12 protein-coding genes and 1 tRNA gene are annotated in these 14,308 nt (G+C 68.2%); 3 read left to right on the top strand and 10 right to left on the bottom strand.

Annotation, left to right across the window (positions count from 1 at the left end):
- The 5 genes from Q4P07_RS10070 to Q4P07_RS10050 all read right to left on the bottom strand — a co-directional run.
- On the bottom strand, positions 1–650 hold a 650-nt coding region (locus tag Q4P07_RS10070; RefSeq protein WP_303374783.1), incomplete at its 3' end, for an ATP-dependent metallopeptidase FtsH/Yme1/Tma family protein.
- A 209-nt stretch (positions 651–859) separates the two neighbouring features.
- Positions 860–1,417, bottom strand: a complete 558-nt coding sequence (hpt, locus tag Q4P07_RS10065; protein ID WP_303374782.1) for a hypoxanthine phosphoribosyltransferase — start codon at positions 1,415–1,417, stop codon at positions 860–862.
- A 50-nt stretch (positions 1,418–1,467) separates the two neighbouring features.
- Positions 1,468–2,616, bottom strand: coding sequence for a tRNA lysidine(34) synthetase TilS (tilS, locus tag Q4P07_RS10060; protein ID WP_303374781.1), 1,149 nt, complete (start codon positions 2,614–2,616; stop codon positions 1,468–1,470).
- A gap of 15 nt (positions 2,617–2,631) precedes the next feature.
- A complete protein-coding gene (locus Q4P07_RS10055; protein ID WP_303374780.1) occupies positions 2,632–3,798 on the bottom strand; it encodes a zinc-dependent metalloprotease in 1,167 nt (388 codons plus the stop codon).
- Between the two features lie 78 nt (positions 3,799–3,876).
- Complete coding sequence (locus Q4P07_RS10050) at positions 3,877–5,349, bottom strand: D-alanyl-D-alanine carboxypeptidase/D-alanyl-D-alanine-endopeptidase (protein ID WP_303374779.1); 1,473 nt, start codon at positions 5,347–5,349, stop codon at positions 3,877–3,879.
- Positions 5,350–5,439: 90 nt separating this feature from the next.
- On the opposite strand from Q4P07_RS10050, the gene Q4P07_RS10045 reads away from it, so the two are divergent.
- Positions 5,440–5,955, top strand: coding sequence for an inorganic diphosphatase (locus Q4P07_RS10045; RefSeq protein WP_303374778.1), 516 nt, complete (start codon positions 5,440–5,442; stop codon positions 5,953–5,955).
- 202 nt (positions 5,956–6,157) lie between these two features.
- Entirely contained in the window at positions 6,158–7,708 is a 1,551-nt protein-coding gene (locus Q4P07_RS10040; RefSeq protein ID WP_303374777.1) for a DUF3352 domain-containing protein, read from the top strand.
- A 67-nt stretch (positions 7,709–7,775) separates the two neighbouring features.
- Here the strand turns inward: Q4P07_RS10040 and Q4P07_RS10035 are convergent.
- The 5 genes from Q4P07_RS10035 to Q4P07_RS10015 all read right to left on the bottom strand — a co-directional run bounded on the left by Q4P07_RS10035 (position 7,776) and on the right by Q4P07_RS10015 (position 12,807).
- Positions 7,776–7,849: transfer RNA gene (locus Q4P07_RS10035), tRNA-Thr, on the bottom strand.
- A gap of 130 nt (positions 7,850–7,979) precedes the next feature.
- The gene (locus tag Q4P07_RS10030; protein ID WP_303374776.1) at positions 7,980–9,599 is read right to left on the bottom strand and encodes an alpha/beta hydrolase; all 1,620 of its coding nucleotides are present in this window, start codon (positions 9,597–9,599) and stop codon (positions 7,980–7,982) included.
- Between the two features lie 26 nt (positions 9,600–9,625).
- A complete protein-coding gene (locus Q4P07_RS10025) occupies positions 9,626–10,837 on the bottom strand; it encodes a DNA polymerase III subunit delta' (protein ID WP_303374775.1) in 1,212 nt (403 codons plus the stop codon).
- Positions 10,834–11,505 (bottom strand): dTMP kinase, encoded by a 672-nt coding sequence (gene tmk, locus Q4P07_RS10020; protein WP_303374774.1) that lies wholly within the window; start codon positions 11,503–11,505, stop codon positions 10,834–10,836. Before tmk ends, Q4P07_RS10025 begins: the two co-directional genes overlap by 4 nt.
- 87 nt (positions 11,506–11,592) lie before the next feature.
- Positions 11,593–12,807, bottom strand: coding sequence for an ROK family transcriptional regulator (locus Q4P07_RS10015; protein WP_303374773.1), 1,215 nt, complete (start codon positions 12,805–12,807; stop codon positions 11,593–11,595).
- Between the two features lie 121 nt (positions 12,808–12,928).
- On the opposite strand from Q4P07_RS10015, the gene Q4P07_RS10010 reads away from it, so the two are divergent.
- Complete coding sequence (locus Q4P07_RS10010; protein WP_303374772.1) at positions 12,929–14,254, top strand: ABC transporter substrate-binding protein; 1,326 nt, start codon at positions 12,929–12,931, stop codon at positions 14,252–14,254.
- Positions 14,255–14,308: the final 54 nt, after the last annotated feature.

Here is a 14,308-nt window from a genome sequence, read left to right as displayed (position 1 = left end):
CCGGTGCCGGGAGGGCCGTAGAGCAGCACGCCCTTGGGGATCTTGGCGCCGACCTCGAGGAACTTGCGGGGCTCGGCCAGGAACTCCTTGATCTCCTGCAGCTCCTCGACCGCCTCGTCCGCACCGGCGACATCGGCGAAGGTCGCGGTGGGCATGTCCTTGGTCGCCAACTTGGCCTTCGACTTGCCGAACTGCATGACGCCTCGACCGCCGCCTTGCATCCGCATCATCAGCCAGAGGAAGAGGCCGAGGATGAGGAGGAGCGGCAGGAAGTTGGCCACCATTGACAGGAACAGGTTGGGCCCGGTCGTGTCGTCGGTCCACCCCTTGGTCGGCGGGTGCTCGTCGAGGGCAGCGATCACCTGGTCACCGCGGGCATCGACGTAGAACGCCTGCACTTTGTCGGTCTCCCGCACCTTCTCGGCGGAGAAGGTCTCGCCTTCCTTGAGCGTCAGATCCATCCGGTCGTTGGTCAAGGTCGCCTCGGCAACCTTGTCGGACTTGATCAGCCCGAGAGCGTCGGAAGTATCGATCCGGGTGAAGGCACCCGGGTTCAACAGGGAGAACCACAGGATGCCCAGGCCGAGGATGACGAAAATCCACATCCATGGGCTGGGCTTGGGCCGGGGCCTCTTGCTGGCGGGGCTCATGACTGGCGCGTTCGGGGCTCACACGGCTGCGGACAGCCTGCTGCGCCCCGGTCCTCCTGATCGTTGCTCGGGCGGGTCTCCTGCCGACAACGCATGGCAGGGGGCCAGTGTTCCATCTCCCCGGTGGCTGGCCCGCCGGAGCCCCCATGCAGTCTCGCTCGTCACCTCGAGCGGGGGCCACGGCCTCGGCGGCTGCAGTCCGGTCGGGGTCAGGAGTAGACGTGGGTAGCGAGGGTGCCGATGACACGCAGATTGCGGTACTGCTCGTCGAAGTCGAGGCCGTAGCCGACCACGAACGCGGAGGGGATGTCAAAGCCGACGTAGCGCACGTCGATCTCGACCTTGAGCGACTCTGGCTTGCGCAGGAGGGTGCAGATCTCGACGGAGGCCGGCCCCCGGGACAACAGGTTGGTCTTGATCCAGGACAAGGTCAACCCCGAATCGATAATGTCCTCGACGATGAGGACATGTCGACCGGTGATGTCTGCGTCGAGGTCCTTGAGGATCCGCACCACACCGCTTGACTTCGTCCCCGAGCCATAGCTGGACACCGCGAGGAAATCGATCGGCGCCGAGCCGGGCAGGGCCCGCATGAAGTCAGCCATGACCAGCACCGCGCCCTTAAGCACGCCCACGAGCAGCAACTTGTCGTGCACGCCCTCGTAGTCGGCCCAGACCTGTTGGGCAAGTTCTGCCAACCGCTCCTGGATCTGCTCCTCGGTGAAGAGGATGTCCTGCAGGTCGGCACCCATGTGCTCGGCTTCCACGCGATTGCTCCTTGGTCAGGGATGGTGACGCTTGATCGGCAGGTCCCAGGCTACGGGGCCATTGTGCTCGCCGCTTCGCTCCCGATCCATAGCCGTCCCTGATGACGTCTGGCACGCACTCCGCCGGGAAGATGGATGGGCCCCTGGCCGTGCCAGTGCGTGAGAAGGCTGTCGACGGCCAGCAGGTGTCCCGCGTTGAGGTCGGTCCCGGGGCTGCCCGCGGTCAGTGCGGCGCAGCGCCACAGGCGGGTGCGCACCGCGCGGGGCATCTCGAGCAGGCGGCGGACCTCCCACGGCGCCTGCCCCAGCTCGAGGTGCGCCTGCGCGGTCAGCTCCTCGAGCAGGTCGGCGTCGTCGCGCAGCAGGTCGGCAGTCCGTCCTAACGCGGCCCGGACGCCTGGGCCCAGGGAATCCTCGAGCATCCGCACGGCAGCCCGCGCCCGGACGCGCGCGAAACGATCGTCCTCGTTGTGCGGGTCACGCCATGGCCTCAACCCCAGGTCCGCGCATACCTGTGCAGTCTGGTCACGGGTGAGCTGCAGGAACGGCCGCACGGCCAGGACCGCCCGGCGAGCCTGCGACCGGGCGAGCACCGGCTGCGTTTCGGGGCCGGAGCTCGCACCGAAAGGTCGCTCCTGGCCGCGGTCCAGCGGAAGTTCGCGCAGCATCGCCATACCCGACAACGACCGCGCTCCCGAGCCGCGGGCGAGCCCGAGGAGCACCTGCTCGGCCTGGTCGTCGAGGGTGTGGCCCAGCAGGACCACCCCCGCGCCTAGCCGGTCTGCGGTGGTGGTGAGCGCGGCATAGCGGGTTGCGCGAGCGTCTGCCTCCGGCCCCGTCCCGGTCTTCTCCACCGCGACCGTGACCACCTCGACCATGGCGGTGTGACCGGTCCTGGCCGAGAAGATCTCCCGGAGCGCCTCCGCTGCCGTCGACGCTACCCGTGCTGACCCGTCCTGCAGCCCGTGGTCGACGACCACCGCCGCGACGCGTAGACCCAGCCGTGGAGCGACGAATGCGGTCGCCGCCGCGAGCGCCAGCGAGTCGGTCCCACCGGAGCAGGCGACGAGCACGAGAGGCGCGTCGTCGGCCGGGAGGTCGTGAGGCGAAGAGGTCCGGGCTGCTCCCAAGCCGAGATCGCTCAGCGCGCGTCGGACGGCCCCCCTGGCGGCCGCCAGCGCGGGAGAGGGCCCGGACACCTGTGCCGACTCTCCCTAGCCGTGCACCCGCGTGACCCACGCGGAAGGGTCGGCGATCTCGGTGGGCAGCGGGAGGGTCTCGGGCGAGGTCCAGACCTGGTTGAAGCCGTCGACCCCCACCTGGTCGACAACGGTGCGCACGAAGACGGCACCGTCCTTGTACTGCCGCATCTTCGCCTCCATGCCCAGCAGTCGACGAAGCATCTTGTCGACATTGCTGGCCCCCTTACGACGCTGGGTGAACTTCGCGCGGATCTCGGCGACGGTGGGGATGACCTGCGGTCCCACCTCGTCCATGACCACGTCGGCATGACCCTCTAGCAGGGACATCACCGCCGTGACCTCGGCGAGCTTGACCCGCTGCTCCGGAGTCGCCAGCACTTGGGTGATGTCCGTATCGCCACGGACGACGCCGGGCAGCGCGGACACGATCTCCTTGAGGCGATCGGCCATCTGGTCCGGCTCCGGCATGACCTCGGCGCCGATCGAGCGAGCCTTGTCGATGATGAACTGCCGCAGCCAGGGCACCGCTGTGAACTGCACCCGGTGGGTCTCTTCGTGCATCGCCACCCACAGCCGGAAGTCAGCCGGGTCCACGTCCAGCTCACGCTCGACGCCCAAGATGTTGGGCGCCACGAACATGAGCCGAGGCGTGCCCTGCGGCGCCAGGTCGTACTGCCCCAGCACCTTGGTCGAGAGCCAGGACAGCATCCCGGCGACCTCGGTGCCGGTGATGGTGGCGCCGACCTTCTGCGCGGTGGCACCAAGCTCGGCGACCTCTTTACCCTTGCCTTGCGCTCGCTCTCGGTCCGCCTTTCGCTTCTTGGCGACAACCTCATCGAGGACGGGGGCCAGCATCGCCCCCATCGACGCGGCGTTGGCCTTGATCCAACCGGGCCGGTCGACGACCAGCGCGGGCGGCGTGCCGGGGGGCGTCTCCATCCTGGCCGTGGTCGACACCGGGTCGACGGCGCGCTGCGCGGCCGCACGCAGGGCGGCGACGAGTGTCTCGATCTCGCCGTGCGCGGTCTTCGGTCCGGGCGGCACGATCCTGCTCGCGGCCGCCGCCGCAAAGTCCCAGTCCACGAGCGCACTGCCGCGCACGTCGTGCTCTCCCTGCAACTCATAACCGGAGTGGGTCGTCTCGGGGGTGTGGTCTGGCGTCGCGTCAGGCTGCGTCATACCCACGACGGTATGCGGTGCGGGGCGGGTTCGGCCACGCGAGGGGGGTTCGACAGCGCGAGGGGCTCCGTCCGGCGGTCAGCAGCCGCAGCGGGCAAGCTGCGCGACGATCTCATCCAGCATCGATCGCGCCTCCAGCACGGCCCCGTCCTCGCCGATCTTGTCCGCGGTCATCGCGTAGACGAGCAGTCGGCCGTCCTTGGTCACCACGGTGCCCGCCAGGGAGGTCACGCCGGGGAGCGAGCCGGTCTTGGCGCGCGCATTGCCGATGGCGGCCGCGTGGACGGGAAGGTGGAAACGGGTGGCCAGGGTGCCGGTGTAGCCAGCGATGGGCAGCCCGCCCGCGGCGAGCACGGACTGCAGGGCAGGGTGGCTGCCGTTGGCTCCCTCGACGAGCACGTCGGCGATGGCGCGCACCGGGATCCGGGTGCCGTCGGAAAGTCCGCTGGTGTCGGCGAGCTGGACCTCGGTCAGGTCGACGTCATAGTTCTCCTGGACCGACTCCTTGACCCAGGCAGTCACCTCGGAGAGCTCGACGGTCCGACCGGCGGCCACGGCCGCCTGGCGGGCGAGCTGCTCGACCATCGCGTTGTCGCTGATGGCGAGCGCATGCGCGAGCACATCACGCAGCGGGGCCGACTCGACCGACGCGAGCTCGGTGGCACCCTCGGGCGCGCTGGTGAGAGACGCCTTGGCCTGCGGATCGTCGCCGTCCCGGACCTGCACACCCTCGGCGACCAGCGCCGTGCGGAAGGCGGCCACGACCTCCTGCGGCGGGTCCTTCGGCGACGGCGCGTAAGGAGCGGAAAGGTCTTCGGCCAGCCCCAGCTGCACGATGCGACCGGTGTAGCCGTTGTCGACCCAACTGCTCGTCCACGTCTCCAGCACATCGGGGCCAGCCACGTAGTCCAGGTCGAGCTGGACCGTCACCGGTTGTTCTTGCCCCTGAACCTTCAATGCTTGGGCGGTGGCGCGGGCCAGGTCGGCGACGCCAGCGTGACCGGTCACGCCGTCGGCTCGACCCTCACCCCGTGCCAGCAGCATGTCACCGCCAGCCACGAGCACCACCTCTTCGGGGCTGGCGCCGGTCACCACCCGCGTGCTGAAGGTGTGTTCGGGTGAAAGTCCCGTCACGATGGCGGCAGCCGAGATGAGTTTGGTAGTGGAGGCCGGCACCACGAGCTTGTCGGCGTTGCGGTCCGCCAGGTGCTTTCCGGTGAGGGCGTCCCGGACGGTCAGCGCACGACGCTTGCTTGGACCCAGCCACTTGCTGGCGACCTCATCGGCGATCTCCTCGGTCAGCTGGCTGCTGGACGGCATCGTGCCGTCCGCGACCTGGCCCAGCGGTCGGGTCAGTGTGCTCAGCTGCGGACGTGCCTCGGCCTGGGTCGTGGGCCCGACACCATCGGCAGTCACCGCCACGGGGTCCGGGCGAACGTCTGTGGCACTGGCCCCAGGTGCCCCCGCCAGGAGCACCGCCAGCAGGGTCGCCGGCAGCACGGCATACCGCGACTGGCCCCGGACCGACGCCCCGCCATGAGATGGACGCACGCGCGCCCCCCTTCGTCGCTATCGTGGCCGTGGATAGAGGACACTGGTTTACCGAGCCTAACGCCCACCGCGAGCAAGGAAGATGCGCTGATGCAGTTCGACGTGACGATCGAGATCCCGCAAGGCAGCCGCAACAAGTACGAGGTCGACCACGCCACCGGTCGGATTCGGCTTGACCGCATGCTCTTCACCGCGACCCGCTACCCGGCCGACTATGGCTACATCGAGGAGACCCTCGGCGAGGACGGCGACCCCCTGGATGCGCTCGTCCTGCTCGACGAGCCGACCTGGCCCGGCTGCCTGGTCGCGGCCCGCCCCATCGGTGTCTTCCGGATGACGGACGAGGCAGGCGGGGACGACAAGATCATCTGCGTCCCGGTCGACCCGCGCAAGGCCAATGTCACCGAGCTCGACCACATCGGCGAATACATGAGGCTGGAGATCCAGCACTTCTTCGAGGTCTACAAGGACCTAGAGCCGGGTAAGTCCGTGGAGGGCGCGCACTGGGCCGGGCGCGAAGACGCCGAGCGGATCTACCACGAGGCGATCCAGCGCGCCAAGGATGCCGGGCTCACGACAGCCCGGTGGCCGATGCCCCAGCACTGAGCAATCACCAACACTGAGCCCTGACCTGCGTCGCCGTCGCTGGAACCGATCGGTCCGGTGCGCCGTCACAAGGAGTGGTCAAGCGGAGCCCGGAGCATCAGCCGTTACGCTTGGCCCCGCAGGGAAGACGGTCGGCGCACGCTGACCGGCGCGCGACGAACGCTGGGGAAGATGTCCCCGGATGACATAAGGGGAAACGCACATGACGACGACCGAACGACTCGACGGCGAGGTCACCGAAGGCCGCTCTGGAAACAAGGGATTGTTGATGGTCGGCATCGGGGTGGGTGCCGCGGCACTGATCGGTGGGGGCGCCTACGCCGCCATCAACTTCATGGGTGGCGGAGGAGATCAGCCCGATAGCGTCCTCCCCGCTAGCGCTGCCGTCTACGCCCGGGTCGACCTCGACCCCTCCGTGGGGGAGAAGGTCGCGGCCGTCCGCTTCTTCCAGGGTTTGGACACCGAGGCACAGGCCCGCTTGGACAAGGGCGAGTGGCGTGAGTACGTCTGGGAGAAACTGACGGAGGACGGTGGCGTCCCCGCCGACCTGAGCTACGAGGAGGACATCGAGCCGTGGCTCGGCGACCGCGTCGGCCTCGCGATGGTCCCCGACGGTGACAACGAGCCCCTGATGGCCGTGGCCGTGCAGGTCAAGGACGGCCAGAAGGCGCTCGCCACCCTCGACAAGATCAAGGCAGCCAACGAAGGTAAAGAGGCGGACGAGCAGTTCGGCTATTACCTGGACGGGGACTATGTCGTCCTGGCCAAGGCCGATCAGGTCGACGCGGTCAAGACCTCTGCCGACAAGGGCAGGCTCCAGGATCTCGAGGTCTACCAGAGCGACACCAAGGACCTCGGCTCGACCGGGATCGCCTCGTACTGGGCAGACCTCAAGCAGATGGCGCAGATCGACCCTGATGCCTACGCCGACGCTACGTTGGGCGGCGCCGAGGGCATCGCGGACACCATCGGGGCCGAGAAGGCGCTGGCCACCGGACGCTCTGCCGGCACCGTGCGGCTGACCCCCGATGCGGTCGAGGTCTTCGGCATCACGCGGGGCATGGAGGGCATCACCATGCCCACCTCCAAGGACAGCGCCCACCTGGTCAACCAGCTCCCGGCCGAGACGGTCGCTGCCTTCTCCGTGGAGAATGGCGCCGAATGGGTCCAGATGCTGTGGGACTTCTACGGCAAGCAAGACCCGGAGGGTCTGCAGTCGACGGTCGACGCTGCGAGCGAGCAAGGCGTGACGCTGCCGGGGGATCTCAAGTCCCTCCTCGGCACCTCCATGTCGCTCTCCGCCGGGCCTGGCCTGGTCGAAGCGTTCAGCAACATGAGCGGGACCGACACGTCGATGCCCGCGCTGCCGATCGCCTACCGGGTGCAGTCAGATCCTGAGCAGGTCAACACGTTCCTAGAGAGCGTGGGCCTGCCGCCCACCACGCTCGCGCAGCGCACCGATGACGGGGTGCTGACGCTGGGGTTGCACCAGCCCTACGTGGACGGCGTGGCCGCACCCCAGGGCAAGCTCAGTGACGACGCTACCTACCGGGCATCGGTCGCGGACTCTGAGCAGGCTGACTTCGTCTTCTTCGTCAACGTCAACGAGTTCGAGAAGGACTACCTCCCCTCGATCAGTGACGAGAAGACCCGTGCAGCTCTGGAGAAGCTCAACGCGCTGGGCTGGTCGAGCGTGATCGACAACGCCGCGGACGGACACTTCACCTTGCGGTTGGTCGCCGACAGCGAGTGACCTGACCTGGACACAAGCAACGCCCCTCCCGATCGGGAGGGGCGTTGCTTGTGTGGAGCTGATGCGGAGCCGCCTATCGGAATCGAACCGATGACCTATTCATTACGAGTGAATTGCTCTGGCCGACTGAGCTAAGGCGGCGTGGTCCACCCGTAGGTCGACCCTGAGCGAGGATACCCGACGTCCTCGGATCGTCCCAAACTCACCAGGTATGCCGTCGCCCTCGCTCCGGGTCGCAGGGCTGGGGTTGCGCCGGCACTCACATGGGCGATCAGCAGGTCAGACCGTCCTTCGGCACGGTGCCCTTGAGCAGGTAGGCATCGACCGCGTCGTCGACGCAGTCGTTGGACCGGCCGTAGGCGGTGTGGCCGTCTCCCTCGTAGGAGATGAGCACCCCTGAGTCGAGGGTCTGGGCCAGCTTGACCGCCCACTCGTGCGGGGTGGCCGGGTCCCGCGTCGTGCCGACGACGACGATCGGCGCGGCACCGGCAGCGGAGTAGTCGGTGATGGTCTCCTCGGCCTTGGCCGGCCAGTACTCGCACGCGCCGTCACCGGACAGGTAGCGACCCCAGGTCGGTGAGGCCTGCTCGAACTGCTGGCGCACCGCTTCGGAGTCAAGGTCCTTCGCACCCTCCTCCGCAGGGCGGTCCAAACAGTTGACCGCATAGATGGCCTGCATCCCGTTGCCGTCGTAGGTCCCGTCGCTGCCGCGGCTGGCATAGGTGTTGGCCAGGAACATCAACATGGTGCCGTCCCCCTCCTGCGCCAGGCGGAGAGCCTGGGTCAGGATCGGCCAGAAGTCCTGGCTGTACATCGCGACCACGACCCCCCACATGCCCCAGGCCTCGTTCAGCTCGGTGACCTTGTCCCCCTTGACCGGCAACGGCTGGGAGTCGAGCCTGGTGAGGAAGGCCGGGATCCACTTCATGGCCGAGTCGACGTCAGAGCCGAGCGGGCAGTCCCCTCCGGCGACACAGTCCTCGACATAGGCCCGGGTCGCGCGCTCGAAACCGGAAGCCTGACCCAGCCCCATCTCCAGTGCCGTCAGGTTGGGGTCGATCGCGCCGTCGAGCACCAGGCGGCCCACCCGGTCGGGGAAGAGCGCCGCGTAGGTCGCTCCGAGGAAGGTGCCATAAGAGGCCCCGAGGTAGGTCAGGGTCTCCTCCCCGAGAGCAGCGCGAAGCACGTCCATGTCCTTGGCTGCTTCGACGGTGGAGACGTGACCAACCAGCTGGGGTGCGTTGGTCTGGCAAGCCTGCGCGAAGCCCTTGATGAGGTCCTCACCGGCCTTCTCCTCCGCAGCGTCGTCAGGGGTGGGATCGGATCCCATGAGGGCATCTAGCTGCTCGTCCGTCAGGCAGGTGATCGGCGCTGAGCGAGCGACCCCACGCGGGTCGAAGCCGACCACGTCGAAAGCTGCGCGCACCGGTGGGGAGACGACGACGCCCGCCGCCATCGCGTAGTCGACGCCGCTGCCCCCGGGGCCCCCGGGGTTGACCAGCAACGAGCCCTGCGCTTTCCCGCTCTTGGCCTTGGCCCGCAGGACCGCGATCCCGATCGTGGCCCCGTCTGGCTCGGCGTAGTCGATCGGCACCGTGAGGGTGGTGCACTCGAAGAGCGACTCACAGGTGGACCACTCCAGGGACTGGGAGTAGTACGTCTCCAGGCCCGCGGGCGCACCTTGTGCCATCGGGGTGGAGGTCGCCGTCGTTGTGCCTTGGCTGCTCGCGGTCGAGGTCGTCGCGTCCGGCCCGCGGTCGCCGCCCTGCTGGATCAGTGAACATCCGGCGAGCATGGACAGTGCCGCAACCCCGGCGATGAGTCGGGAAGGCTGCCTCGATCGGGCGAGGCCTCTCGGACGCGCTCCTAGACGGGTATGACGTGTGGCCACCTGGTGGTCCTTCCGGTGTCGTCTCTCTAGCGCCGGGTCCCGGCACGCGGTTGCTCCGCGCCCCCTGCCGGCCCTGCTCCCGATCCAGCGGGCGAGGGCAGGACCAAGCCAATCATCATTGCCTCCAGCACCAGCAGCGGGGCTCCGTTGGCGATGAGCCGCTGCCGGGCTAGCGCAATAGTCTCCAGCGCCTCGAGCAAGCCCGGTGCGCCATGCGCACGCGCGAGCCGCTCAATCTGCTCCGGGTCGGAGGTGTTGACGGGTTCGACCCGGCTGTCGGTGGCCACGAAGAGTGCGTCGCGGTAGACAGAAGCGAGGTCGGTCAGGGCGGAGTCGATGCTGTCGTGCTGCTGCCGCCGAGCCTGCCGCTTGTGCGTAGCTTCCAGGTCGCGCAGGTGCGCGCGCACCGCCGGCGGCTGGGTGCGCGCCTGGGGATCGGCACCCAGCTGGGCCAGGAGCTCCCGCCTGTCGGTCTCCGCACGGTCGGAGGAGACCGCATCGGCGCCCTCCCCCGCCTCGGCCACGAGGTCCTGCGCTGCGCGCAGCGCCGCGCCGAGGTTGGTCAGGGACAACGGGATCGAGGTGATCTCCCGGCGGCGGACCCGCGCGTGCTCGTCGGTCGCCAGCCGTTTGGCGATCCCGATGTGACTCTGGGCCGCGCGCGCGGCGTAGTGAGCCATCGCCGGATCGACGCCGTCCCGATCGATCAGCAACTGCGCGACCGCCGTCACCGATGGTGTGCCGAGCCGCAGGTGTCGGCAGCGGGACCGGATCGTGACGATGAGGTCCTCGAGCGAGGGCGCGCAGAGCAACCAGACGGTGCGTGGCGGAGGCTCTTCCAACGCCTTGAGCAGCGCATCAGCTGCCTGCTCCGTGAAGCGGTCGGCGTCCTCGACGATGATGACGCGCCACGGCCCGATGACCGGCCGGGCCTGCGCCTCGACCGCGAGCTCACGAGCCAGATCGACCTTGATAAAGGTCTCTGACGTCGCGACCACGCGCACGTCGGCGTTGCTGCCGGCCAAGACGGTGCGACAGGCCTGGCACTGTCCACAGCCTGGATCACCCGGCGCCTGACATTGGAGCGCGGCGGCGAACGCGCGCGCAGCGATGCTGCGTCCCGATCCGGGAGGACCGGTAATGAGCCACGCGTGCGTCATGGCGCCGGGCGTGGTGAGCGTATGCCGCAGGGTCGCCACGACCCGCTCCTGGCCGACGAGCTGGTCGAAGACGCTCACGAAAGGCTCCCGCTGGGCAGCAGCCCACCGACGCGTGCCCGCACGGCTGCCGCAAGCTCCTCCAGCGGCGCAGACGCGTCGAGCACGAGGTAACGGTCCGGCTCGCGCGCGGCGAGGTCGAGAAAGCCCTGGCGGACCCGGTCGTGGAAGGTGTCGGTCTCCCGCTCCAACCGGTCGTGCACCTCTCCCCTACGCGTCCTGCCCTGCTGGGACGTCACGTCCAACAGCACCGTCAGCTGGGGAAGCAGGCCCTGGACCGCCCACATCGACAGGGTGCGGATCTCCTCGTGCCCGAGGTCTCGCGCCGCGCCCTGGTAGGCGACGGAGGAGTCCAGATAGCGATCGGTCAGCACCACCGCTCCCCTCTCCAATGCAGGGCGCACAACCGTCGCGACGTGGTGGCCGCGGTCAGCCGCGAAGATCAAAGCCTCGGCCCGAGGCGTCACCGATCCGTCCTCGCCGTGCAGCACCAGCTCGCGCAGCGCCTTGCCCAGGATGGTGCCGCCCGGCTCCCGAGTGTGCACGACCTCATGACCGCCCTCCGCAAGCCACTGCCCGAGGAGCTGCGCCTGCGTCGATTTGCCCGCGCCATCACCACCCTCGAAGGCGATGAACAGACCCCCTCCGACACCGCGGGAAGCGGCCTGGAAAGAGGTCTGGTCGATCACGTGCGCAGCCTACGCGAGGCCACTGACGACTGATCTCGATCGTCCACACGGTGCACACACCCCGCGTCCAGTCGGCCTGAGCTGTACCTAAGGCTGATCGACCTGATCATCCTCTGCGCCGGGATCGTCGGACGACAAGCGGGTAGTGGCCCCGGCCAGCGCCTCTCGCCGGGCCAGAAGCACCGCCCCGACGGCCTCGGCCCTGATTCCGAGGGCGGCCGGCACGACCTCCACGGTTCGCGCGATCGCTGGCTGAGCGAGGCGGTCGATGGTCTCGCGCACCCCCTTCACGAACGCTTCGGCATGTCCACTACCCAGCACCCCACCAGTCACGATCAACGAGGGGTTCAGGGCGTTGCAGATGGGGGCCAGCGTCGCGCCCACCGAGCGGCCGGCGTCAGTGACCACCCGGTCGACCACAGGGTCGCCGACGCTCGGAGAGTTGAGCGAGTGGGGACCGTAGGGCGCCGGCAACTCCCTGACAAGTCCTTCGATGCCCGCCATGGTCTCGAGGCAGCCGACGTTGCCGCACCTGCACCGGCCGGTCGCGCCACTGACCCGGGTGTGCCCAATCTCTCCGGCCAGACCCGAGCTGCCCTGGTACAGCTGCCCGTTGATGACTACGGCCGCCCCCACGCCGTGCGAGGCCTTGACGAACAGGAAGTGATCTACCCCGACCGCGGCCCCAGCGTGCATCTCACCATAGGCGCCGAGCATCGTGTCGTTCACGGTGCGCACCGGGAAGCCGAAGATCGCGCGCAGGGCGAGGGCGGGCTCGGTGATCTGGCCGTTACCCAGCAAGGAGGGGATCTGCAGCACCCCGTCGTGGCTCATCGGACCTGGCATGCCGGCCGCCGCGGAAGCAACCTCCGTCAGCCCACTGCCTTCGTCGGCAAGAAGCTCCGTCGCCAGTTGGCGCGCCAGGTCGAGGGTGGAGGCAGGCATCAGGTCGATGCTCGCGTCCACTGTCCGTTCCCGGAGAATCTCTCCCGAGGGTGCTCCGATGGCCACCGTGAGGTGATTGTGGCCGAAGTCGAGGCCCAGGAGCAGCCCGGGTGGATCGGCCCGCCGAAGAACGTGCGGGGGTCGTCCGCGCCCCGTGCTGGGTGACCGACCCTTGGTGAGCGCACCTGCGGCGAGGAGTCGTCCCACGACTTCGGCGACCGTGCTGCGGGAGAGGCCCGTCACGGCGGAGATCTGCTGACGAGTCAGATGTGGCTTTCTTTCCAGCGCGCGGAGAATTGCGTCTTCGTTTGCGTGCGGCCGAGAGCCTGGATGGTCACCACCGTTAATTTTGCTCACGACACGGAAGATAACATGCCGATAACTGCCGTTGACAGGACTTAAATCGGTCGTTAGCGTCAGTGCCATCCCCAGGTCGGCAGCCTGCCGGTCGAGACCAGGATGTGGGAAGGAAAGTACGATGAAGCGAAGGACCACGATGAGCCGCGGCTCGACGATGCTCGCCTTGGTGGCAGCCGGGAGCCTGGTGCTCACCGCATGCGGTGGGACGGACACCGCTGGACCCGGCGACGGGGCCAGTGGCACCGCCGGCGGTGACGGGGAGGACGCCAGCCAGGTTCAGGTCATGACCTGGTGGGCCCAGGGCTCGGAGAAGGCGGGCCTCGAGGCGCTGGTCGAGGTATTCAAGGAGCAGCACCCCGACACCGAGTTTGTCAACGCCGCGCTCGCGGGAGGCGGCGGGTCGCAGGCCAAGCAGAAGCTGCAGGCCGACCTGCAGGCGCAGAACCCCCCGGACACCTTCCAGGCGCACGCCGGTGCCGAGCTCCAGGACTACATCGACGCTGGGCAGATCGAGGACGTCTCCGACCTCTACGACGAGTTCGGATTGACCGACGTCTTCCCCGAGACCCTCATGAAGCAGTTGACTGTCGATGACAAGATCTACTCGATCCCGTCCAACGTGCACCGATCCAACGTGACGTGGGTCAACCCGGCCGTGCTTGAAGAGGTCGGCATCGACCCCGCCACCCCGCCGGCTGACCTGGACGCCTGGATGGCCGACATGAAGAAGGTCGCCGACGCCGGCAAGATCCCGCTCTCCCTAGGGATGGACTGGACCCAGACGCAACTCCTGGAGAACATCCTCCTCTCCGAGCTGGGTGCGGAGGCCTACGACGGCCTCTGGGACGGCACCACGGACTGGGGCGGTAAAGAGGTCAACTCAGCGTTGACCAAGTTCGGGCAGATCGTTGAGTGGTCCAACAAGGACCGTGACGGGCTCGACTGGGAGCCTGCGCTCCAGCTGGTGATGGAGGGCAGCGCCGCCTACAACGTCATGGGTGACTGGGCCGTCGCTGCCTACGACGCACAAGACATGGCCGCAGGCGAGGACTTCCTCTACTGGCCGGTGCCCGGGACCGACGGCGTCTTCAACTACCTCGCCGACTCATTCACCCTCCCAGTGGGAGCCCCCCACCCCGGTGGCACCAAGGCCTGGCTGGAGACCATCTCCTCGGCGGAGGGCCAGCTCGCCTTCAACACGGTCAAGGGCTCGATCCCGGCCCGCACGGACATCGACGCGGCCAAGTTCCCGGAGTATCAGCAGTCGGCTATGAAGGATTTCTCCAGCGACACCATCGTCGGGTCCTTGGCACACGGTGCCGCCGCTCCCATCGCCGTCTCCACTGCGGTCAACCAGGCCGTCGTGAAGTTCAGCCAGGGCGCCTCCGACGTCGATACGCTGCAGCAGGAACTCGTCGCTGCGACGAAGTCCCTGAGCGAGTAGCCCAACCGACAGGAAACCGTTGACCGGCTTGCTGTCTCTCACGACCCGGGCGGG

This window comes from Ornithinimicrobium sp., assembly GCF_030537745.1.
Lineage (GTDB): Bacteria > Actinomycetota > Actinomycetes > Actinomycetales > Dermatophilaceae > Ornithinicoccus.
This window is presented reverse-complemented; position numbering and strand designations above follow the sequence as displayed.

Excerpts from the sequence above, each read along its gene's own strand:
- Q4P07_RS10055 (WP_303374780.1), bottom strand. The coding sequence starts at position 3,798 with ATGACGCAGCCTGACGCGACGCCAGACCACACCCCCGAGACGACCCAC.
- Q4P07_RS10045 (WP_303374778.1), top strand. The coding sequence starts at position 5,440 with ATGCAGTTCGACGTGACGATCGAGATCCCGCAAGGCAGCCGCAACAAG.
- Q4P07_RS10040 (WP_303374777.1), top strand. The coding sequence starts at position 6,158 with ATGACGACGACCGAACGACTCGACGGCGAGGTCACCGAAGGCCGCTCT.
- Q4P07_RS10010 (WP_303374772.1), top strand. The coding sequence starts at position 12,929 with ATGAAGCGAAGGACCACGATGAGCCGCGGCTCGACGATGCTCGCCTTG.